The sequence below is a fragment of the Leifsonia sp. 466MF genome, from assembly GCF_900100265.1.
GTDB lineage: Bacteria > Actinomycetota > Actinomycetes > Actinomycetales > Microbacteriaceae > Leifsonia.
In genome coordinates this window covers 1,050,729-1,072,046 of sequence record NZ_LT629696.1, presented here as the reverse complement: position 1 = coordinate 1,072,046, position 21,318 = coordinate 1,050,729, and the positions used below count along the sequence as shown (strand labels likewise).

Here is a 21,318-nt window from a genome sequence, read left to right as displayed (position 1 = left end):
CCGCCCGGCGGCGGTTCAGTAGTACGCCGAGACGGGCGTGTACCAGCCGTAGCCGTCCGTTCCGCGGGCGAAGAGCTGCGCGGTGTAGCCGTACGCGACCAGGGCGGGCGAGTCGGTGAACGTCCCTCCGGTCGGACCGGGGATGGCCTTCCACCCGGACCAGTCGGCGTTCCACCTGTTGAGGTACGCCTTGCCGTCCGCGCCCTTCACCGCGACCAGGTAGACGTTCGCCGCCGGGTCGTACGCGGCCGCCGGACTGCCGGTCAGCCCGCCCGCGAGGGCGACGCCCTTGACCACCGTCCACTGCGAGCCGTTGGTGCGACTGTAGGTCTGGTAGAGCTTGTCGTCGGCGCCGCGGGCGAACACATCCACCGACGAGCCGAACACCGTGATCGCCAGTTCGCCGACCAGGGGCACGCCGAACAGGATCTTCTGCGACCCCACCCACTGGCCGGCGAGGGTGCGCACGGAGTGCCAGGTGGTTCCGTCGGTGCTGCGGACGACGACGTGGGAGTCGCCCCACACGGCGTCGAAGGCGACAGCGGGAGGTTCGAGGGCGGTCGGCAGTCCGGGGTCGGTCCAGGGGCCCCAGGTCTTCCCACTGTCCGTGCTGGTGATCGAGTACACACGCGTGTTGCTGGTCAGCGCCCACAACTCGATCCGGCCGCGCGATGCGGTCAGCGCCGGTCGTCCGACGATGGTCGTCCCGGCCGGCGGCGAGATGGTGTTCCAGCCGGTCCAGGTCGTCGCCCGGACCTTCCAGGCGATCGCTCCGCTCGTCGTACGCGCGGCCGCCACGTAGCGGCTCTGCCCGGGGTCGAAGGTGACGGCGGGAGCGCTCGCGATCGTTCCGCCGAGGCCCGGGTTCCAGGCGATCTCGGGGAGGTGGTGGTTGCCGCTCAGGTCGAACTTCTCCCATGGGCCGATCGCCGCCCGGTTCGCGAGGAGCACACCGTCGCCCCCGGACTCGGCGACGACGTACTTGCCGGTCGCCTTCGAGAGCAGGGCAACCCATCCCTCCGTTGACTCGGTGAGCGTGAATTTCTCCCGATCGCCGATGGATCCCGCACTCGCTCGCAGTTCCGTCGAGGTCGCGTCGACCGTCACGAAGCGGCCGGCGCTCCGCGAGCGGAAGGACACCGACCCGAGGTCGTCGTTGTTGAAGACGAGGTCGAACAACTCGTCGGTACCGACCGTTGCCGCCTTCGGCCACAGCACGTTCGACTCGTAGCTGACCACCGTGACCTGCCGGGAGTTCGCGCGTGCCGACAGCGACACCTCCGCGGTCGGCGCGGGGACGGTGGGCACGGCTGCCGGCGGGTTCTCGGGCAGGATGCGCCATTGCTGATTGGTGCGGTCGCCCGACGTCTTGCACGCCCAGCTGACGATGGCGGTCCCCTCGTCGGTCTTCCCCTCCGCCACGTCGAGGCACTGGCCGCTCCAGCGGACGTTGGTGAACGTCGTCGATCCGTTGGTGTTGGTTGACGGCTTCCACCGCTGCGCCAGGTCGTCTTTGCTGCAGGTGCGCACGAGGGTGGGCGCCGACTCGGCGGATGCGGTCAGGCACTGCAGCTCCTCCGTCCCGGACGTCGAGCGCCAGGAGGTCAGCATCCCGGAAGCCGGATCCGTCGGGGAGGCCGCCCAGGCCCAGTTCTGGTTCTCGCCGTTGACGTCGTTGCCGATCACCCCGTTGCCGGCGGTCGCCGTCAGCACCTTGCCGGTGCCGAGCAGTGTGCGCACGCTGACCCGCGGCTCGCGGCCCAGCGCCCCGACGTCGTTGAAGACCTCGTTCTCGGTGGTCGTGCAGGACCAGAGGATCAAGCGGCTTCCGTTTCCGGTTGCACCGCCGGCCACGTTGATGCACTTGTTCGAGACAGGGTTGTAGATCGTCCCGTCGCCGCGGTGATGCCAGACCTGGAGGGCGTCGCCCTGGCGGCAGCGTGCCGTCACGATCGTGCTGTTGTCGGCGACGCCGGAGGCTGCGACGCAGAGGGTCAGGTCCGGGCCGTCCACGTCACCGGGACCCGTGAGATCGAACACCGTCATCGACCGGCCCTCGTCGTGGAACCGCACCTTCTGGTTGCTTCCGTTGTTGCAGTCCCAGATCCCCAGCTGCCGGCCGGGCTTCGTGTCGCTGTCGGGCACGTCGATGCAGCGACCGGACTGCTGTCCCACCAGCGGGTACGCCTGCGAGCCGGGAACCGCCGGCGACGCGGCCGTCTCGGGGTGGGAGACGATCATCCGGGCGTTCTGCGAATCGCAGCCGCCCAGGACCGCGTGGATGCCGAGCACACCGAGGCGGGCGAGCAGGCACTGCCCGTCCTTCTGGTTGCGGAGCGTCGTCGTGCCGTCCGCCTGCTGCTGCACCGACCAGAAAAGTCCGGCGCGGTCGCTCCTCTCGTAGCACTGCTGCTCCGTCGCGACCTCATGGCCGTTGTCGGTCGACCATGACGCGAGGCACAGGGCGGACAGCGTGTTCACGATCACGCCCGCCCGTTCGCCGGCCGGGCCGACACCGGCTCGCTCCTGCGGGACGAACGTCCAGCGTGCCGACGTGTCGGTCGCCCGTCGGTTCATGAACAGCGCGCCGCCGGGTTCGCCCCCGCCGTGCAGGGCGAGGCCGGCGTCGATGACGATCGGGGCGTCCGCGGGAAAACCGGGCGTGGCGTTCGGCGCGAGGGAGGCGAGGACGCCGGCGATGTCGTCCGGGTACGGTCCGATGTCCTGGCCCGGGCAGCCGATGTGGCTCATCACCGAGCGGCAGCGGTCGTTCACGACCGGGTGATTGAGGCTCAGCAGGTGCCCGAACTCGTGGATCATCACCGCCGCCTTCTCGAGCTGGGTGAGTCCGTCCATCTGTGCCCGGTACGCGTCGATCCGCCCGGTGTCGTAGGTGCCGGTCCCGGCGGTGCCGCAAGCCGAAGCCCCGGCGGACGCGTACGCGTCGCGGCGACCGGTCGCCGGGTAGACAGTGACGTACGACGTGTTGGCGTGGAAGGTCGCCGGCGGTTCTGCCGACACCTCGAAGGTGATGAGCCCGGGCAGCGCATCCTCCCAGGCGGCGGCCGCCGCGCGGACGGCCGTCCGGTAGTTCGCGGGAAGTTCCGGGTCGTACGTCACGTGCATCGCCGGGCGCACCGGCTGGGTCGGCGAGCAGCGGGAGTTGCTCACCGCATCCACCCACGCGAGGGCGGGGCGATCGACGGCCAACACACCGGACGTGACGAGCAGGACGACGGCGACGGCCGCAGCGGCCCAGCGCCCGAAGGAATAACGCAACACGCCCTTTACGACGCACCGCTCGCTCCGCCCATGACGCCCTCTCGCATCTATACCTCTCCCGCGCCCCTCCCCCCGCCGTCGAGTACACGATTTCTGCACGCCGCGGCGGCGTGTCGCGGTAAGGAATCGTGTACTCGACGGTGGTTGGACGGAGGTGGGGGGTCAGGCGCGGGCGGTGAGGGCGGCGAGGTCGAGGCCGGAGGGGAGCTCGCCGTAGAGGGCTCCGCGCTCGGGGCCGAGCCGGGCGGCGACGAAGGCGTCGGCGACGGCGGCGGGTGCTGTGCGGATGAGCAGGGAGGCCTGCAGCGCGACGGCCAGTGCGGCGACGAGCGGGCGCACCGCCGCCTCGGCCGCGGCGGGGTCGTCGGTGGCGGACGCCGCTGCCGCCGCCAGGCGCGCCCGCAGGCGGTCATGGTGTCCGTCGAAGGTCCGGTACACACCCCGAGCGGCGGCGAGCTCGGCGTCGAACGCCTCCGCCGCCGCCGGCTCCCGACGCAGCGCGCGCAGCACATCCAGGGCGATCACGTTGCCCGAGCCCTCCCAGATCGCCATCACCGGCTGCTCCCGATACCGCCGGGCCAGCGGGAACGCCTCCGTGTACCCGTTGCCGCCGAGGCATTCGAGCGCCTCGTACGCGTGTCCCGGACCGCGCTTGCACACCCAGTATTTGGTGACGGCGGTCGCGAGCCGGCGGAGCGCCACATCCCCCTCCCGCGCATCCGCATCGTGAGCGCGCGCCAACCGGAGGGACACGGCGGTCGCCGCTTCCGACTCCAGCGCGAGGTCGGCGAGCACCGCCGTCATCGCCGGCTGGTCGATCAACCGCCGCCCGAACGCCGCGCGGTGCCGCACGTGCCAGGCCGCCTCGGCGACCGCCTGCCGCATCCCCGCCGCGCTGCCGTAGACGCAGTCGAGACGCGTGCGATTCACCATCTCGAGAATGGTGCGCACGCCCCGGCCCTCCTCCCCCAGCAGGTACCCGACCGTCTCGTCGAACTCGACCTCGGACGACGCGTTCGAACGGTTGCCGAGCTTGTCCTTCAGCCGTTGGATGAGGAACACGTTGCGCGCGCCATCGTCCAGCACGCGTGGCACGAGGAAGCAGGAGAGCCCGTTCGCGGTCTGCGCGAGCACGAGGAACGCGTCCGACATGGGCGCGGAGCAGAACCACTTGTGGCCCGTGAGCAGCCAGCGTCCGTCGCCGTCTGCGAGCGCGCGGGTCGTGTTGGCCCGCACATCCGATCCGCCCTGCTTCTCGGTCATGGCCATCCCGAACAGCGCGGAGGTCTTGCCGGGGAGCAACCGGCCGTCGTAGTCGCGGCTGAGCAGCCGCGGCATCCACTCGGCGGAGAGGCTCTCGGAGACGGCGAGCGCGGGGACGGCGGCGTGCGTCATCGATACCGGGCAGGCGTGGCCCGGCTCGACCTGCGCGAACTGCAGGAAAGCCGCGGCACGGGCGACGTTCGCTCCCGGACGCGGGTCCGCCCACGCGGACGTGTGGGCACCGGCCGCGACCGCAGCGGCGATGACCCGGTGGTAGCCGTCGTCGTACTCGACCTCGTCGATCCGGTTCCCCCAGCGGTCGAAGGCGTGCAGCTCGGGCTCGTGCCGGTTGGCGAGCTCCGCATCCCGCTGGAACGCCTCCGAGCCGACCAGGCGGCCGATGTCGCCGAGCGAGGGGATGGCCCAGGCGGCGTCGTAGCGCTCCACGCCTTCCCGGAGCGGCAGGTTCGCCGCGAACTCGTCCACGTCGACGCGCGGGGGCGCCTGGTTCACGACGGTGTGGGTGACCATGGCGGGAGTCTAGCTCCGGTGCCCGCGTGAAGAAGGCCTCAGCGGGGCGCTGGCTGCAGTATCCCGGCGCGGAACTCGGCGTCTTCGTCGAGAAGCGCAGACACCCGCTCCGACCAATCCGGCAGCCGGTTCATGCCCTTGAGGAAACGCTTCGCGACGACGATGCCGCTATAGACGCTCGACGGTTCGTGGCGAGGTTCTCGCTTCTTCTCTTTCGGAAGCGTCGCGAACATGACGTCGAAGGAGCGATGCCACAACTGCCCATGATGTGCACACACGTTCCGCAGGACAGCAAAGCTGTGGATGCTGGACCCGAACCCCGTACGCTGCAGACCAGCGGCGTCTGCTGTGCGCTGCGCGGCGAGCGGTGGATCCAGATACCACACCATCTTGGCGAGCGCGCCGAAAGTGACCACCTCGATAGCGACCCAGATGGGAACCCGCGAAAGGTCATCCCCCGAGCGGTAACGTGCGACGGTGCGGAGTTGAGGCCGAAGCAGTTCTCGTCTGATCTTTGCGATGTGGCTTCCCAGGTCTGGAGTGCTGTCCAGATAGGCGGCCGACTCGAGATAGAACGCGTGCGAACCGTGCACGCGTCCCGCCTCGTGCGCGAAGCGGGAACGGACTCCGATTTCGATTTCTATCAGCGCTTCCGTCAGCAAGAGCCGGAGGCGGGCATCGCGGTCCATCAATCCAAGAATGCGCTCAAGCGACGCTCCGGCGTCGTAGTCGTCGTCTCCCCGCGAGGGCGCGACCTGGAACTCTCGCCCATATCCGCTCACGCGGTAGTAATTGAGGCGATGAAGCGCGTGTGCGGCTTGCTGAGCGTCACCCACATCCAGTCCACGCTGATCGAGGAGCTCAACCTGCTCATGGAGGGAGAGGAACGGCTTGTGCACAGAATTGATGTTATGAGAATGTCAAGGCAAACAGCATCTGGCATAAAAAGACCCCCCGCATTTGAGGAAGCCGGACGGCTCGAGCCTTGGGGGGGCGCTGATACTGAAACTGTAACAGGTGCCACCGACGGGGCGGGAGTCTAGCTCCGCCCGCCGGGTAGGCTGGAGACCCTCATGGCTCACCTTCTCGGCGCGGAATCCCTTCACCTGGAGTACCCGACGCGCACCGTCTTCGACTCGGTCACGCTGGGGCTCTCCGAGGGCGACCGCGTCGGCGTCGTCGGCCGCAACGGCGACGGCAAGTCCACGCTGCTGCAGCTGCTCGCCGGGCGCATCGAGCCGGACTCGGGCCGGGTGACCCGCCGCCGCGGGGTGACGGTCGGGATGCTCGACCAGCGCGACGAGCTGCCGTCGCAGCTGACGGTCGGGCACGCCATCGTCGGCGACCGGGAGGAGCACCTCTGGGCGGGCGATCCGCGCGTCCGCGACGTGCTGGCCGGGCTCGTCTCCGACATCCGCTGGGAGGCGACGATCGGGGAGCTCTCCGGCGGCCAGCGTCGTCGCGTCGCGCTGGCCGCGCTGCTGGTGCACGACCACGACATCCTCTTCCTCGACGAGCCGACGAACCATCTCGACCTGGAGGGCGTCGCCTGGCTCGCCCAGCACCTGAAGGGCCGCTGGTCGGCGGCGTCCGGCGCGCTCGTCGTCGTGACGCACGACCGCTGGTTCCTCGACGAGGTGTCCACGACGACGTGGGAGGTGCACGACGGCATCGTCGAGCCCTTCGAGGGCGGGTACGCCGCCTACGTCCTGCAGCGCGTCGAGCGCGACCGGATGTCCGCGGTCGCGGAGACGAAGCGGCAGAACCTCATGCGTAAGGAGCTGGCGTGGCTGCGTCGCGGCGCTCCGGCGCGCACCTCGAAGCCGAAGTTCCGGATGGATGCGGCCGCCACGCTGATCGCCGACGAACCGCCGCCCCGCGACACCGTCGAGCTGACGACGCTGGCCACCTCCCGCCTCGGCAAGGACGTGGTCGACCTGATCGACGTCTCGGTCTCGTACCCGCCGAAGACGGTGCTGCGCGACGTCGAGTGGCGCATCGCCCCCGGCGAGCGCACGGGCATCCTCGGCGTCAACGGAGCGGGCAAGTCGACACTGCTCGGGCTTGTCGCCGGAACGGTGAAGCCGGACTCCGGAACCGTGAAGCGCGGCAAGACGGTGCGCATCGCCACCCTCACCCAGCAGCTCGCCGAGCTCGACGACGTGCAGGACGAGCGGGTCTCCGCGGTCGTGGCGGGCAAGCGGACCACCTACCTCGCCGGCGGCAAGGAGGTCACCCCGGGCCAGCTGCTGGAGCGTCTCGGCTTCTCGAACGCCCAGCTCTCCACCCCGGTGAAGGATCTGTCGGGCGGCCAGAAGCGCCGGTTGCAGTTGCTCCTCATCCTGCTCGACGAGCCGAACGTGCTCATCCTCGACGAGCCGACCAACGACCTCGACACGGACATGCTGGCCGCGATGGAGGACCTCCTCGACTCGTGGCCGGGGACGCTGCTGGTCGTCTCCCACGACAGGTACCTGCTCGAGCGCGTCACCGACCAGCAGTACGCCGTACTCGACGGCCGCCTGCGGCACCTTCCCGGCGGCGTGGACGAGTACCTGCGTCTGCGCCGCGCACAGGGCGCGGTCGGGGCCGCGGCCTCCGATGCTGTCTCGAGCGTCGCATCCACACCGACGACGCCCGTCACCCCCGCGCTTTCCGGCGCCGCACTCCGCGCCGCCGAGAAGGAGCTGTCGGCGCTCGACCGCCGGCTCGCCAAGGTGGGCGACCAGGTCGCGGCCAAGCACGAGGAGCTGGCGCGGCACGATCAGAGCGACTACCAGGGCCTCGGCCGGCTCACCGACGAGCTCCGGACGCTGGAGGGCGAGATCGCCGACCTGGAGACCCGCTGGCTGGAACTCTCGGAGCAGCTGGAGGGCTGACCACGCACGCACGGCATCCCGCGTCCACTCCCCCGGACTGGGGAACGAACTCGGCCTCTCGCTGTGCGATGATCCTGAGGATCGGTCGCGAAACCCGACCCGACGCGGCCGACGGGGACGGGAGCGCCACGTGACTGACCAGGAACGGGCCGACGAGCGGCCCCTGTTCGGACGGGACCGTGCCCGCGAGACGATGCTCCTGGTCGCGCACCGCGCCAAGGAGCGCGGCGGGGCGGTGCTCGTCACCGGCGAGGCCGGCATGGGCAAGACGGCGCTGCTCGCCGATGTCGCCCAGCGGCTCGACGGCTGGACGGTGCTGCGGGTGCACGCCGACTCGTTCGAGTCCGACCTCGCCTACGCGACCGTGGAGACCCTCGTCCGCGGCCTCAACGCCCAGCGGACCGGCACGAAGCGGGGAACGGATGCCCCCATCCGCCCGCCGTCGCCCGGCGACGACCCGCTGACGGTCGGCCGGCTGCTGCTCGACGCCATCGACGCGATCGACGGGCCGGTGTGCCTCATCGTCGACGACGCGCAGTGGGTGGACGAGCCGTCCGCACGGGCTCTCCGCTTCCTGGTGCGACGGCTCGCGGAGCAGTCGTTCCTGTTCACGGCGGCCGCGCGGCCGCAGCCGAACAGCGTCAGCGGCCTGTTCGACGACCTGGCCTCCAGCACCACGAACCACGCCCGCGTCGAGCTCACACCGCTGACCGTCGGCGACACGCAGGAGCTCGCCCGCCACATCCTCGGGCACCCCGTCTCACGCCGCACCGCGACGCGTCTGACCGAGGCGACGCAGGGGTCGCCGCTGCTGCTCAGCGTGCTCCTCGGCCAGCTGCGCGACACCTTCGCCCAGGCGCTGCACCCGGCTGGATGGGACCTCCCGGCCACCGCGATCACGCCGCTCGCCACCGCGATCGCCGCCTCCCTGGAGGGTGCCGAGCCGTCCGTGCGCGCGGCGGCGGAGCTCGTCGCGGTGCTCCGCGATCCCCTTCCGCTGCCGGTCGTCGGCACCATCGCGCAGCGCCTCGGGATCGACGTGGATGTGCCCGGTGCGGTCGCCCGCGGGCTCGTCCTCGCCGAGACGCGCGACGGGGTGGTCCGCGTCGAGCCGGCGCACGCCATCCTCGCCGACGCCCTCGCGGGCGAGCTGTCGCTGGAGAGGCGCGTCGCCATCCACCGCGTCGCCTCCGAGGTGCTCTCCGGTCACCGGGCGCTGCGGCACCGGGTCGAGGCTGCCGACCGCGCCGACCCGACCCTGGTCGCCGAGCTGCTCTCCGCCGCGCTCACGGTGTCCGACCTCGGGCAGGCGGAGCAGGCGCTCAGCTACGCCCGGTCGGCCGTCGACCTCGCGGACGGCAGCGACGCGGAGCGCGCGCTGCTCGAACTCGGGCTCATCGCCATGCGGTTCCGGATGCACGAGCGCATCCTGGACCTCCGGCCCGCCTTCGAGGCGACCCCGGCGTCGCCCACGCGGGACGCCGTCCTGCTGGAACTGCGGACCCTCTCACGCGACCTCCCGGGCGCGCTCGCGTTGGCGCTCGAGTTCGAGCGGCGGCCCGCTCTCACCCCGGACGAGCGGGCCCTCCGCTCCCACGTGGCCGAGGCACTCCCCAAGGTGCTCATGGCGATGGGCGATTTCGCCGGCGTGATCGACCACCTCGACGCCGCACGGGAGCACATCGCCGCCTCCCCCGCGCCGAACGAGGTCGCCGATCCGGCCCTCCGCTGGCTGGCCGCGCCGCAGGACGACCTGACGCGTCTGCTCGGCTGGGCGATCAACTCGGCCGCGCACTCTCGCCGGCCCGACCTGTTCGGTCCGCTCACCGTCGAACTCGACGAGCTGCTCGTCGGGCACGAGTCGCCCGCAGCGGTGGATGCGCTGGTCAGCCGCTCACGCGTCTTCATCCTCAGCGGCGACATCGGCCGCGCACGTGCCGACCTGGCGCGCGCGGCGGACCTGGTGCGGCGCTTCCCCTCCAGCTGGACGGCCGGATTCGCACGCACGATGTACGCGCACATCCTCTTTCTCACCGGCGAATGGGAGGACTCCGTCACCCTCGCGGACACGGCCGTCGCGCTCGCGCTCGACGAGACCGATCTGTCCTGCTGGCCGATCGCCCTGTGGACCTCAGCTCTGGTGCGCGCCGGCCGCGGCGAGGCGGAGGCGGTCGAGGAGCGGCTCCGCGCCGCCGCGCAGGCCGACCCGCGCATCACCGGATCGTACGACGGCGACCTGCCGCATCTCGCGCGTGCGGAGCTCGGGCGCGCCCTGGGCCGGCCCGAGGAGCAGCTGGCGGCCGCCGAGCAGGCGGAGGCTGCCGCCTCCCGCGGCTCCACGCTCGGCTGGCTGACGTACCGGATCGACGCCCTCGCGGCCCTGGAGCGGCCCGCGGAGGCACGGGAGGCGTACGAGCGGGCGGCGTCGTCGCCGATGTGGCGGCCGTACTACGGCTCGCTGCGATGGCTGGAGGGGCGGGTGCTCGAAGCCGAGGGGCGCACCGCCGAGGCGCTCGACGCCTACGAAGACGCGGTCGCCGAGCCCGGCGCGGAGCGCTTCCCCTTCCCCCGCGCGGTCGCTGCCCTGGACGCCGGACGGCTCGCCGCCGCGCAGCCGGGCGCCACGGCCGACGGCAGAGAGCGGGCGCGGGCGCAGCTGGATGCGGCGGCCGAGACCTTCCGCCGCCTCGGTGCAGCGGGATACCTCGCCCGCTGTGTGCGTCTGCTCGATGAGACGGCGGTCGCGACCTCGGCCGTCGACCCGCTCGCAACGCTCACGACGCGGGAGCGGCAGGTGGCGCACGCGCTCGCCGCGGGGATGACGAACAAGGAGATCGCGGAGCGCCTCTACGTGTCCGTGACGACCGTCAACTTCCACGTCCGCAACATCCTCTCGAAGCTCGGACTGCGCTCGCGCCGGGACCTCCGCACGCTGTCGCGGAGGAGACCCGTCAAGTCTTGACGGTTTCGCGCTCTGGGCACCGTTCGCGGGCCGAGCGCTGGTTAGGGTGAGAACACCTGGGATGCCCGGCCCGGGACGTGGATACGCTTCAGATTCCGACGGATCGTCTCAACCCGACGCGTGTCGTGGCCGGGCATCCTCGGGCATCGACATCCTCGGGCATCCGCATCGCCGGGTCTCCGCAGTCAGTCGCCGAGGATGCGTGCCCCGTGCACCGGCCCGGTGGCGCGGACCGCCCTCACCCGGGAAGCGCTGAGCGCGATCTGCAGGTCGATGGCCGAATCGAGATCGGCCGCCAGGAAGGCGACGGTCGGGCCGGATCCGGACACGATTCCGGCCAAAGCCCCGTTCATCTCGCCCAGCTCGATGACATCGGCGATCTCGGGCACGAGGTGGATGGCCGGAGCCTGCAGGTCGTTCGTCAGAGCCTCCGCGAGCATGGCCGGTTCACCGGCGCGGAGGGCCTGCAGCACGGCGGAGTCGACGGTCGGCGACACCTGCGCCGGGGCGATGTCGGCCGCGTGGCGCTCACGGTGCCGGTCGAGCTCGCTGTAGACGCGTGGTGTGCTCAGCTCGCCGTCCGGGAGCGCCAGCACCCAGTGGAACTGGCCCGTCGCCAGGGCGGGGCTCAGCCGGTCGCCGCGACCGGTGCCGATGGCAGTGCCGCCGACCAGGGCGAAGGGCACGTCGGCACCCAGCGTGGAGGCGAGGGTCAGGAGCTCTTCCCGCCCGAGCTCCGTGCCCCAGAGCGTGTCGCAGGCGACCAGCGTGGCGGCGGCGTCCGCCGAGCCTCCGCCCATCCCGCCGGCGATGGGAACGTGCTTGTCGATCTCCAGCCGGACACCACTGGAGTAACCGGTCCTCTTGGCCAGCAGGCGCGCGGCCTTGATCGCCAGATTGGATTCGTCCCGCGGCAGTCCGCTGGTGTCGACGCTGCCGCCGAAGCTCACCGAGAAGTCATCGGCGTGGTACGCGCGGACGTCCTCGTAGAGGGAGACGGCCTGATAGGCGGTCGCGACGTCGTGGTAGCCGTCCTCCATGACGGCGCCGACACGCATGAACACGTTGATCTTGCCCGGGGCGCGAACATGCACGCCGTCGACGTCCCACGCGTCCACCATGTCTCCAACCTACACACACCGGAACGCCCATGCTGGGCACGGCCTGAGCGCCTGTTCGCGCTGTGGCTACTCCGCGCTCGCAGCCGCCAGGCGTGCGAAGTCGGCCAGGGCGAGCTGCTCGCCGCGGAGGGACGGAGAGATGCCCGCCGCCAGCAGAGCCGCCTCCGCCGACGCGGGGTCGCCGTAGACCGGGGCGAGGGCCTGGCGGAGCGTCTTGCGGCGCTGCTGGAAGGCGGCGTCGACGAGGGCGAAGGTGCGGAGACGGAGCTGCTCGTCGCCCGGCGGGTCGTCACGCCGCTCGAAGGCGACGAGGACCGAGTCGACGTTCGGCACCGGCCAGAAGATCTGGCGGCTGACGGAACCGGCGGTGCGCCAGGTGCCGTACCAGGCGGCCTTCACGCTCGGGGCGCCGTAGACCTTGGAGCCGGGCTGCGCGGCGATCCGGTGCCCGACCTCGGCCTGCACCATCACGACGCCGGAGCGGAGGCTCGGGAAGTGCTCCAGGAAGTGCAGGAGCACCGGAACCGAGACGTTGTAGGGAAGGTTCGCGACGAGGCGCACGGGATCGACCGGAAGCTCGGTGATGGCGAGGGCGTCCCGATGCACCACGGTCAGGTGCGGGGCGGCATCCGGCGCCAGCTGGGCCACCGTCGTGGGCAGCTGCGCGGCGAGCCGACCGTCGATCTCGACGGCCACCACGTCCGCTCCAGCCTCGAGCAGGCCGAGGGTGAGGGATCCGAGCCCGGGGCCGATCTCTACGACGCTGTCTCCCGCCTGGACCTCGGCGACGCGGACGATCCGACGGACGGTATTGGCGTCGATGACGAAGTTCTGGCCGAGCTTCTTCGTCGGGGTGACGTCGAGCAGCTCAGCGAGGTCGCGGATCTCCGCCGGGCCGAGCAGCCGGAGCTCGGTCACGCGATGATCCCGATGGGAGTGGTCGGCGGCGGTCCGACGGGCTCGCTGTCCCACCGGCCGTACACGAGCTCCGTGTTGGAGTTGATCTGCGCGGCGAGGGTCGAGGCGTCCGTTCCCATCACCTCGGCCATCGCCCGGAGGGTGTGCGGGATGAGATACGGCGCATTCGGGCGGCCGCGGAACGGCATCGGCGTGAGGAAGGGGGCGTCCGTCTCCACCATCACCAGGTGGCGCGGGGCCGCCTCGAGGGCGGCACGGAGGTTGGGCGCGTTCTTGAAGGTGACGTTGCCCGCGAACGACATGTACCAGCCGTTGTCGGCGCAGATGCGGGCCAGCTCGACATCGCCCGAGAAGCAGTGGAACACGGTCCGCTCGGGGGCTCCGACCCGCTTCAGCGTGGCGACGACGGCCGCGTGCGCGTCGCGGTCGTGGATCTGCAGCGCGATGTCGTTCTGCTTCGCGATCTCGATGTGGGCCTCGAACGACCGGAACTGCGCGTCACGCCGGGGCCCCTCCTCCGTGCGGAAGAAGTCGAGTCCGGTCTCGCCGACAGCGCGGACCCGCGGCCGACCTGCGAGCTCGGCGATCACGCCGAGGGCGTCATCCAGCTCTCCGCGTTCGTCGTAGTCCGGCGCGTCGTTCGGGTGCAGCGCGACGGCGGCCAGCATCCGCGGCTCGACGGCAGCCGTCTCGGCCGACCACCGGGACGTCTCGACGTCGTTGCCCACCTGGACGACCCCTCGCACGCCCACGCTGGACGCGCGGTCCAGCTGCTCGCGGTAGTCGAGCGGCTGCTCGCCGTCGGCGATCTCGAGGTGCGTGTGGTTGTCGTAGACGGGAACGGTCAGCGCCTCGGGCAGCGGAGGGTAGCTGAGGTCGCGGCCGTCGGTGACGTGCCGCTGCCGGACGAACGACGGGTCCGTCATACCGCGGCGACCGCCTCCGCGTCGATCCGCGGGAACAGCGCCTCGAGACCATTGACCTCCGTGCCGGCCGGCAGCTGACCCCAGTCGCCCGCCGTCCGGAGCGGCTGCGCGTCGAGCGCGCCCAGCTCGCCGGCGACACCGAGCGACTCCCACAGCTTTCCGGTCGCGGCCGGGATCACCGGCGACAGCAGCACGGCGAGGGACCGCAGCCCCTCGGCCGCCGTGTAGAGCACGGTGCCGAGGCGCTCGCGCTTGGCCTCATCTTTCGCCAGGGTCCACGGCTCCTGCTCGGTGATGTAGCCGTTGAGCTCGTCGACGATCCGCCAGATCGCCGTCAGGGCGTCGTGGATCGCCAGCCGCGAGATCGCCGCATCGGCGTCGGCCGCCGCGGTGCGGACGACCTCCTGCACGTGCAGGTCGACCTCCCGGTACTCGCCCGCCGGCGGCACGATGCCCTCGAAGTACCGCGTCACCATCGCGATCACGCGCGACGCCAGGTTGCCGAAGCCGTTGGCGAGCTCGGCCTGATACCTGGCCGCCAGATCCTCCCAGCTGAACGAGCCGTCCTGCCCGAAGTTGATGGCGCGCATGAAGTAGTAGCGGAACGCGTCGGAGCCGAACGTATCGGTGATCTGCGTCGGCGCGATGCCCGTCAGCTTGGACTTGGACATCTTCTCGCCGCCCACGAGCAGCCAGCCGTGACCGAACACGCGCTTCGGCACCTCGAGGCCGGCTGCCATCAGCATGGCGGGCCAGATGACCGCGTGGAACCGCAGGATGTCTTTGCCGACCAGGTGATTGGCGGGCCAGCGGCGGGCGAACTCCTCGTCGTCCTGCCCGTAGCCAACGGCGGTGATGTAGTTGAGCAGCGCGTCGAACCACACGTAGACGACGTGCGACTCGTCCCACGGCACCTTGATGCCCCAGTCGAAGCTCGATCGCGAGATGGACAGGTCGCTCAGCCCCTGACGCACGAAGCTGACCACCTCATTGCGGGCCGACTCGGGCTGCACGAAGTCCGGGCGCTCCTCGTAGAGCGACAGCAGACGGTCGGCGAACTGGCTCATCCGGAAGAAGTAGTTCTTCTCCTGCAGCAGCTCGAGCGGCTTGGAGTGGATGGCGCAGACCTTCTGACCCTCGTACTCCCCCGTGCCGTCGACGATCTCGCTCTGCGGCTTGAACTCCTCGCAGCCCACGCAGTACAGCGCCTCGTACTCGCCGGCGTAGATGTAGCCGTCGTCGTAGAGCTTCTGCAGGAACTTCTGGACGTTGACCTCGTGCCGCTCGTCGGTGGTGCGGATGAAGTCGTCGTTGGCGATGTCGACGGTGTCGAGCAGCGGCAGCCACTCCTCGGTGACCAGCTTGTCGGCCCATTGCTTCGGCGTGGTGCCGTTGGCGGTCGCCGTGCGCAGGATCTTCTGCCCGTGCTCGTCGGTGCCGGTGAGCAGCCAGGTGTCGTCGCCGGCCTGGCGGTGCCAGCGGGCGAGGACGTCGGCCGCGACCTCCGTGTAGGCATGCCCGATGTGCGGGACATCATTCACGTAGAAGATCGGCGTGGTGATGTAGAAGGAAGAGCCGTCGGACATGGTGACTATCCTACGGGCGCTGGAGCACGCGATCCGGTGTGTTACTCCGCCTGTGGAGAACGGGATGTGCTGTGGACGGACTCGTCAGCGGCGCCGTTCGAGGGCGGCCTGGTAGAGGTCGCGCTTCCCGAGGCCCGTCGCCTCGGCGACCTCGGCCGCCGCATCCTTCAGCCGCGTGCCCGAGGCGACCAGCGCGAGCACCTGCTGCACCGCCGCTTCGGGGTCGGCCGCCCGCGCCGGAGCGCCGGCGACGACGACGACGATCTCTCCGCGCACGCCCTCGGCCGCCCAGGCGGCCAGTTCCGCCGCGGTGCCTCGACGCACCTCTTCGTAGAGCTTCGTCAGCTCGCGGCAGACGACGACGCGCCGGTCGGCGCCGAGCGCCGTCGCGATGTCGCCGAGGGAGGCGGCGAGCCGGTTCGGCGACTCGAAGAACACCATGGTCCGCGGCTCGGCGGCGACCGCCCGCAGGGTGGACAGCCGCTCCCCCTGCTTGCGCGGGAGGAAACCCTCGAAGGTGAAGCGGTCGGTCGGGAGGCCGGAGACGGCGAGCGCAGTCAGCACGGCCGACGGCCCGGGCAGCGCCGTCACGCCCACCCCCGCCGCGGCGGCCGCCTCGACCAGGTGGAATCCGGGGTCGGACACCGTGGGCATCCCGGCGTCGGAGAGCAGCACCACATCCTGATCGCGCGCCAGCTCCACGAGCTCCGCTGCCCGATCCCGCTCGTTGTGGTCGTGCAGGGCGATCAGCCGCGGGCGGTTCTCGACGCCGAGGCCCGCCAGCAGCCGCTGGGCGACCCGGGTGTCCTCCGCCGCGACCACCGTCGCCGCGGACAGCACCTCCACCAGCCGCCGCGACGCGTCGCCGAGATTGCCGATCGGAGTCGCGGCGAGGATGATCATGGCTTCTAGTGTGGCAGTCGAAAGTTGTCTGTCCGTCGAAAGGCGACACCGAGCCTCCGCCCCTAGCATGGCTGGGTGACCTCTGCTCCTCCGACCGACCTCCCGGCCGCGCACGTCGCCGCGGTCCCCGTCGGCACGCGCCTCGACGACTGGTGGGCGCGCGTCCTCGGGACGCCGGCCCGCCTGCGGCTGTGGATGTGGGGTGCGCCCGTCGCGGTGACCCTGCTCGCCGCCGTGCTGCGGCTGTGGAACCTGGGCCAGCCGCACGCGCTCGTCTTCGATGAGACCTTCTACGTGAAGGACTCCTGGAGCATATGGAACCTCGGCTACGAGGGCAGCTGGCCCGACAAGGCCGATGCGCGATTCGCCGCGGGCCAGACGCAGATCTTCGACGCGGATCCGTCGTTCGTCGCGCATCCACCGCTCGGCAAGTGGCTGATCGGGCTCGGGATGGCGGCCACCGGCCCCGCGAACTCGTTCGGCTGGCGGGTGTCCACCGCGATCGCCGGGACGATCGCCGTGCTGCTCGTCTTCCTCATCGCGCGCACCCTGTTCCGCTCGACGATGCTCGCCACGATCGCCGGCTTCCTCTTCGCGATCGACGGTCACGCCATCGTGATGAGCCGCGTCGCGCTCCTCGACAACTTCGTGATGTTCTTCGCGCTGCTGGCGTTCTGCTGCATCCTGCTCGACCGGCGCTGGGCGGCCGATCGGCTGGCTGCCAAGGTCGGGGCCGCCCGGTCAGCGGGTCGCGATCCGGCGTGGGGACCGGTGCTGTGGTGGCGTCCCTGGCTGATCGCCGCGGGCATCCTCTGCGGGCTGTGCGCCGGGGTCAAGTGGACCGGCTTCTACTTCCTCGCCTTCTTCGCCGTGTACACCGTTGTGGTGGATGCGGTGGCCCGCCGCCGAGAGCGGCTGCCGTTCTACGCGAGCGGCGCCCTGCTCAAGCAGGCGCCGGCGACCTTCGTGCTGATGGTCCCGCTCGCGTTCGTCACCTACGTCGCGACGTGGACGGGCTGGATCCTGTCGAGCAACGGCTACTACCGCCACTGGGCGGAGGCCGCACACGCGCAGTGGACGGGCGCCTTCAGCTGGGTGCCGCTCTGGGTGCAGAACCTCTGGTACTACCAGACGCAGATGTACAACTACAGCATCAACCTGCACACCCCGCACCCCTACCAGTCGAACCCGCTGACGTGGACGCTGATGCTGCGGCCGACGAGCATGTACTACGTCGGAACGACGAAGGGGCAGGACGGCTGCCAGTGGGACTCCTGCTCTGCGGCGATCACCTCGCTCGGCAACCCGCTCATCTGGTGGGCGGGAACGGCCGCCATCCTCTTCCTGGTCTACTGGTTGATCCGCTACCGCGACTGGAGGATCGGCCTCATCCTCACCGGGCTGGCGGCGGGCTACCTGCCGTGGTGGCTCTACATGGGCCGGACGATCTTCACCTTCTACTCGATCGCCTTCGAGCCGTACCTCATCCTCGCCCTCACGGCGGCCATCGCGATCGTGCTCGGGAAACGCACCGATCCGGAGCCACGACGGCGCCGCGGCATCCTCTGGACCAGCGTCTTCCTGGCCGCCTGCACCCTGGTGAGCGCCTTCTTCTGGCCGATCTGGACGGGCCAGCAGGTGCCGTTCTGGTTCTGGCAGATCCACATGTGGCTGCCCAGCTGGGTGTAGCTGCGGCCCTGTGCGGTGTCGGAGGCCGGTGGTAGACCGAGTGGTATGACCGATGCGGAACAGCCCCTCGACCTCGTCCCCCTTCCCGGAAGCGAACGGCCGGAACGTCCCGGCTTCCGCGCGCACGGCGGCCTCGCGCCCGACTCCCGGGTGGATGCGACGCTCGTCCTGCGCCGCCGCGCCGAACTCCCGCAGAGCGCCTTCGCCGAGCCGCTGAGCCGCGACGAGCTCGCGGAACGCTACGGCGCGTCCCCGCAGGACGTCGAACTGGTCCGCAGCACGCTCGAAGGGCTCGGGCTGACGGTCGACGAGGTGGATGCGGGCGCGCGTCGTGTCCGTGTCTCCGGCCCTGTGCAGACCGTCGCTCGGGTGTTCGGCACCGATCTGGCCGAGTCGAGCGCCGAAGACGCGGGCGAGGGTGCGACCGTCTACCGGCAGCGGACAGGGGGGCTCAGCATCCCGGCCGCGCTCGCCGGCGTGGTGACCGCTGTCCTCGGTCTCGACGACCGGCCTCAGGCGCGGGCGCAGTACCGCTACGTCCCCGCGGCCGCGGTCAACACGAGCTACACACCGCCGCAGCTCGGCACGGTCTACGCGTTCCCCGACGGCACCGACGGGGGCGGGCAGACCATCGCCATCATCGAACTCGGCGGCGGCTACGTGCAGGAGGACCTCGACACCTACTTCGCCGGCCTCGGCATCCCGACGCCCAGCGTGCGCGCGGTCGGCGTCGACGGCGGCTCGAACGCACCGGACGGCAACCCGAACGGCGCCGACGGCGAGGTCATGCTCGACATCGAGGTGGCCGGCGCGCTGGCCCCGAAGGCCGAGATCGTCGTCTACTTCGCGCCCAACACCGACGCCGGCTTCCTGGATGCGGTGACCACCGCCGCGCACGCGGACCCGACCCCCGCGGCGATCAGCATCAGCTGGGGTCAGTCGGAGGACGGCTGGACGGCGCAGGCGCGCACCGCGTTCGATGAGGCGCTGCAGGACGCCGCCGCCCTCGGCGTGACGACCACCGCGGCCGCGGGAGACGACGGGAGCAGCGACCGGGTCGGCGACGGACGGCCGCACGTCGACTTCCCCGCCTCCTCGCCGCACGCGCTCGCCTGCGGAGGCACGCGGCTCGAGGCGGACACCTCGACCGGCACGGTGCGCTCGGAGATCGTCTGGAACAACGGGACGGGCGGCGGCGCCACCGGGGGCGGCGTCAGCGCGGTCTTCCCGCTGCCGTCGTGGCAGGCGGGAGTCGGGGTGCCTTCGGGTGCGGACGGGACCGACGCGGGAGGCTCGGCCAACGGCCCGGGCGGGCGCGGGGTGCCCGACGTCTCGGCGGTCGCGGACCCTCAGACCGGATACCGCATCCGCGTCGACGGTCAGGACACCGTGATCGGCGGCACCAGCGCGGTCGCCCCGCTGTGGGCGGCGCTCGTGGCCCGGCTGGCGCAGTCCACGGGGAAGCCGCTCGGGCTACTCCAGCCCCGGCTCTACGATTCCGTTCCTGCCGGGAAAGTGGCGGACGGGTTCCGTGACATCACGACCGGCGACAACGGCGCTTATCGGGCGGCGGCCGGGTGGGACGCGTGCACGGGTCTGGGCGTGCCGGACGGGACGAGGCTGCTGTCGTCGCTCTGACCGGCACGCGGCTCGGCCGGGCGGCCGGTGGGTCGCAACACGCCGTTATGCGGCGCGCATAACGGCGTGTTGCGACCCACGCTGCGGACGCGCGCGACGTGTGCGCGGCACGGACGGGCGAGCCGGGCCGACAGAATGGATCGGTGAGCACTCCGTCGGTGACCGCCCGTCCGCTGCCCTGGCTTCCGGGCCTCGTGGTGTGCGCCGTGGCCGCGGCCGTCGCGTGGGGTGTCCACTGGCTGGTGCCCGCCGTGCCGCTGCTGACCGCGGCCGTGGTGCTCGGGATCGTGGTGGGCCAGCTCCCGGTCGCCCGGCCGGCCGTGACCGGACGACTCGCACCGGGACTGTCCGTCAGCGCCAAACGCCTGATGCGCATCGGCGTCGTGCTGCTCGGCCTGAAACTCAGCTTGGGCGACATCGCCGGGCTCGGCTGGGTGGCCATCCTGACCACCGTCGGCGTCGTGCTGCTCAGCTTCGCGGGCACCTTCTGGATCGGTCGGCTGATGCGCCTCCCGGGTCATCAGCCGCTCCTGATCGCCACCGGCTTCTCGATCTGCGGCGCATCCGCGATCGGCGCCATGAGCGGCGTCGTGAAGCCGAAGGACGAGGAGGCCGCGACTCCGGTCGCCCTGGTGACGCTGTGCGGCACGCTCGCGATCTTCGTCCTGCCGCTGTTCTGGCATCCACTGGGATTGGATGCGCAGCAGTTCGGCCACTGGGTCGGCGCCGGCGTCCACGACGTCGGGCAGGTCGTCGCGACCGCGCAACTCGCGGGCGCCGCCGCCCTGGCCGTCGCGGTCGTCGTCAAGCTCACCCGTGTGCTGATGCTCGCCCCGATCGTGGCGGTCGCCGCGGTCGTGGAGCGTCGCCGCCACGTCGCCGGCGACCCGGGCGTGAAGCGCCCGCCCATCGTCCCGCTCTTCGTCGCCGGGTTCCTGCTCGCCGTTCTGGTGCGGACGTTCGTGCCGCTCCCGTCCGCCGTGACGGACGGCGCCGACACCCTGCAGACCGTGCTGCTCGCCATGGCGCTGTTCGGCCTCGGCACCGCCGTCCGCCTCCGCACCCTGGTCGGCACCGGCGGGCGCGCCCTCGTCACCGGACTCGTCTCGTGGCTGCTGATCGCCGTGCTCGCGCTGGCCGCCGTCTGGGTGTCGACGGCCGCCTGACTCGCGCTCAGTCGACCAGTTTCAGTCCGATGACACAGCCCACCAGGCCGACGATCAGCAGCGCCTTGACGAGGGAGAACCCGTCACCGCCGAACGTCATCGCGTAGAGCACGGTCAGCGCCGCGCCGATGCCGACCCAGACCGCATAGGCGGTCCCGGTGGGGATCTCCCGCATCGCGAAGGCCAGTCCGGCCATGGATGCGAGAAGCGCTCCGACGAAGACCACGGACGGCCACAGCCGCGAGAGCCCCTCCGAGCGGCCGAGCGCTGTGGCCCAGACGGCTTCGAGCACGCCGGAGAGAATGAGAACGATCCAGGACACGATCCGACTCCTTGGCCAGTCTTGTCGCTCACCGGGTACTGAACCGTCGTCCGGGGCCCTGCGTGGGCCTCGCACCAGGGTAGCAAAGCGGGTTGCGGCGTGTTACGACGCCCGCCGGAGAGCGTCGGCGGC

At 71.1% G+C, this 21,318-nt stretch carries 14 protein-coding genes, 1 pseudogene and 1 riboswitch; of the genes and pseudogenes, 6 read left to right on the top strand and 9 right to left on the bottom strand.

All coding sequences use genetic code 11. The features are described from left to right. Positions 1 to 15 precede the first annotated feature (15 nt). The 3 genes from BLR91_RS05085 to BLR91_RS05075 all read right to left on the bottom strand — a co-directional run bounded on the left by BLR91_RS05085 (position 16) and on the right by BLR91_RS05075 (position 5,975). Entirely contained in the window at positions 16 to 3,282 is a 3,267-nt protein-coding gene (locus tag BLR91_RS05085) for a ricin-type beta-trefoil lectin domain protein (protein ID WP_089876641.1), read from the bottom strand. A 162-nt stretch (positions 3,283 to 3,444) separates the two neighbouring features. Further along, the gene (locus BLR91_RS05080) at positions 3,445 to 5,076 is read right to left on the bottom strand and encodes an acyl-CoA dehydrogenase family protein (protein WP_089876643.1); all 1,632 of its coding nucleotides are present in this window, start codon (positions 5,074 to 5,076) and stop codon (positions 3,445 to 3,447) included. A 38-nt stretch (positions 5,077 to 5,114) separates the two neighbouring features. Next, positions 5,115 to 5,975 (bottom strand): Abi family protein, encoded by an 861-nt coding sequence (locus BLR91_RS05075; protein ID WP_157694661.1) that lies wholly within the window; start codon positions 5,973 to 5,975, stop codon positions 5,115 to 5,117. Positions 5,976 to 6,149: 174 nt separating this feature from the next. Here BLR91_RS05075 and BLR91_RS20460 point away from each other — a divergent pair. From BLR91_RS20460 to BLR91_RS05065, 3 genes and pseudogenes are all read left to right on the top strand, one after another. Then, positions 6,150 to 6,618 (top strand): annotated as a pseudogene (locus tag BLR91_RS20460) (ATP-binding cassette domain-containing protein); the annotation flags it as partial. Between the two features lie 191 nt (positions 6,619 to 6,809). Then, positions 6,810 to 7,955: an ABC-F family ATP-binding cassette domain-containing protein gene (locus BLR91_RS20455; RefSeq protein ID WP_442911335.1), complete on the top strand. Its 1,146-nt coding sequence runs from the start codon at positions 6,810 to 6,812 to the stop codon at positions 7,953 to 7,955. Positions 7,956 to 8,085: 130 nt separating this feature from the next. Beyond that, positions 8,086 to 10,917: a helix-turn-helix transcriptional regulator gene (locus BLR91_RS05065; RefSeq protein ID WP_089876648.1), complete on the top strand. Its 2,832-nt coding sequence runs from the start codon at positions 8,086 to 8,088 to the stop codon at positions 10,915 to 10,917. 185 nt (positions 10,918 to 11,102) lie between these two features. Here the strand turns inward: BLR91_RS05065 and BLR91_RS05060 are convergent, their stop codons facing one another. The 5 genes from BLR91_RS05060 to rsmI all read right to left on the bottom strand — a co-directional run bounded on the left by BLR91_RS05060 (position 11,103) and on the right by rsmI (position 16,371). After that, positions 11,103 to 12,038 (bottom strand): 4-(cytidine 5'-diphospho)-2-C-methyl-D-erythritol kinase, encoded by a 936-nt coding sequence (locus BLR91_RS05060; protein WP_018191631.1) that lies wholly within the window; start codon positions 12,036 to 12,038, stop codon positions 11,103 to 11,105. A gap of 66 nt (positions 12,039 to 12,104) precedes the next feature. After that, positions 12,105 to 12,956 (bottom strand): 16S rRNA (adenine(1518)-N(6)/adenine(1519)-N(6))-dimethyltransferase RsmA, encoded by an 852-nt coding sequence (gene rsmA / locus BLR91_RS05055; protein WP_089876650.1) that lies wholly within the window; start codon positions 12,954 to 12,956, stop codon positions 12,105 to 12,107. Then, positions 12,953 to 13,882 (bottom strand): TatD family hydrolase, encoded by a 930-nt coding sequence (locus BLR91_RS05050; protein ID WP_089876652.1) that lies wholly within the window; start codon positions 13,880 to 13,882, stop codon positions 12,953 to 12,955. Before BLR91_RS05050 ends, rsmA begins: the two co-directional genes overlap by 4 nt. Then, positions 13,879 to 15,468 (bottom strand): methionine--tRNA ligase, encoded by a 1,590-nt coding sequence (gene metG, locus BLR91_RS05045; protein WP_089876654.1) that lies wholly within the window; start codon positions 15,466 to 15,468, stop codon positions 13,879 to 13,881. The genes BLR91_RS05050 and metG overlap by 4 nt, the downstream gene beginning before the upstream one ends. Before the next feature lie 84 nt (positions 15,469 to 15,552). Next, positions 15,553 to 16,371, bottom strand: coding sequence for a 16S rRNA (cytidine(1402)-2'-O)-methyltransferase (gene rsmI / locus BLR91_RS05040; RefSeq protein WP_089876657.1), 819 nt, complete (start codon positions 16,369 to 16,371; stop codon positions 15,553 to 15,555). Positions 16,372 to 16,446: 75 nt separating this feature from the next. On the opposite strand from rsmI, the gene BLR91_RS05035 reads away from it, so the two are divergent. The 3 genes from BLR91_RS05035 (at position 16,447) to BLR91_RS05025 (ending at position 20,864) form a co-directional block, all read left to right on the top strand. Beyond that, positions 16,447 to 18,060, top strand: coding sequence for a dolichyl-phosphate-mannose--protein mannosyltransferase (locus BLR91_RS05035; protein ID WP_089876660.1), 1,614 nt, complete (start codon positions 16,447 to 16,449; stop codon positions 18,058 to 18,060). A gap of 45 nt (positions 18,061 to 18,105) precedes the next feature. Beyond that, the gene (locus tag BLR91_RS05030) at positions 18,106 to 19,698 is read left to right on the top strand and encodes a S53 family peptidase (RefSeq protein ID WP_089876662.1); all 1,593 of its coding nucleotides are present in this window, start codon (positions 18,106 to 18,108) and stop codon (positions 19,696 to 19,698) included. Between the two features lie 143 nt (positions 19,699 to 19,841). Beyond that, positions 19,842 to 20,864: a YeiH family protein gene (locus tag BLR91_RS05025; protein WP_172823186.1), complete on the top strand. Its 1,023-nt coding sequence runs from the start codon at positions 19,842 to 19,844 to the stop codon at positions 20,862 to 20,864. Between the two features lie 7 nt (positions 20,865 to 20,871). On the opposite strand, the gene BLR91_RS05020 is transcribed toward BLR91_RS05025, so the two are convergent. Next, the gene (locus BLR91_RS05020; protein ID WP_020077159.1) at positions 20,872 to 21,186 is read right to left on the bottom strand and encodes a DMT family transporter; all 315 of its coding nucleotides are present in this window, start codon (positions 21,184 to 21,186) and stop codon (positions 20,872 to 20,874) included. Positions 21,187 to 21,196: 10 nt separating this feature from the next. Then, positions 21,197 to 21,260, bottom strand: a riboswitch (guanidine-III (ykkC-III) riboswitch). Positions 21,261 to 21,318: the final 58 nt, after the last annotated feature.

What these genes read in the sequence shown, in the direction of transcription:
- metG (WP_089876654.1), bottom strand. Translation starts at nt 15,468, where the DNA reads ATGTCCGACGGCTCTTCCTTCTACATCACCACGCCGATCTTCTACGTG.
- BLR91_RS20455 (WP_442911335.1), top strand. Translation starts at nt 6,810, where the DNA reads ATGTCCGCGGTCGCGGAGACGAAGCGGCAGAACCTCATGCGTAAGGAG.
- BLR91_RS05030 (WP_089876662.1), top strand. Translation starts at nt 18,106, where the DNA reads ATGACCGATGCGGAACAGCCCCTCGACCTCGTCCCCCTTCCCGGAAGC.
- rsmI (WP_089876657.1), bottom strand. Translation starts at nt 16,371, where the DNA reads ATGATCATCCTCGCCGCGACTCCGATCGGCAATCTCGGCGACGCGTCG.
- BLR91_RS05060 (WP_018191631.1), bottom strand. Translation starts at nt 12,038, where the DNA reads ATGGTGGACGCGTGGGACGTCGACGGCGTGCATGTTCGCGCCCCGGGC.
- BLR91_RS05050 (WP_089876652.1), bottom strand. Translation starts at nt 13,882, where the DNA reads ATGACGGACCCGTCGTTCGTCCGGCAGCGGCACGTCACCGACGGCCGC.
- BLR91_RS05080 (WP_089876643.1), bottom strand. Translation starts at nt 5,076, where the DNA reads ATGGTCACCCACACCGTCGTGAACCAGGCGCCCCCGCGCGTCGACGTG.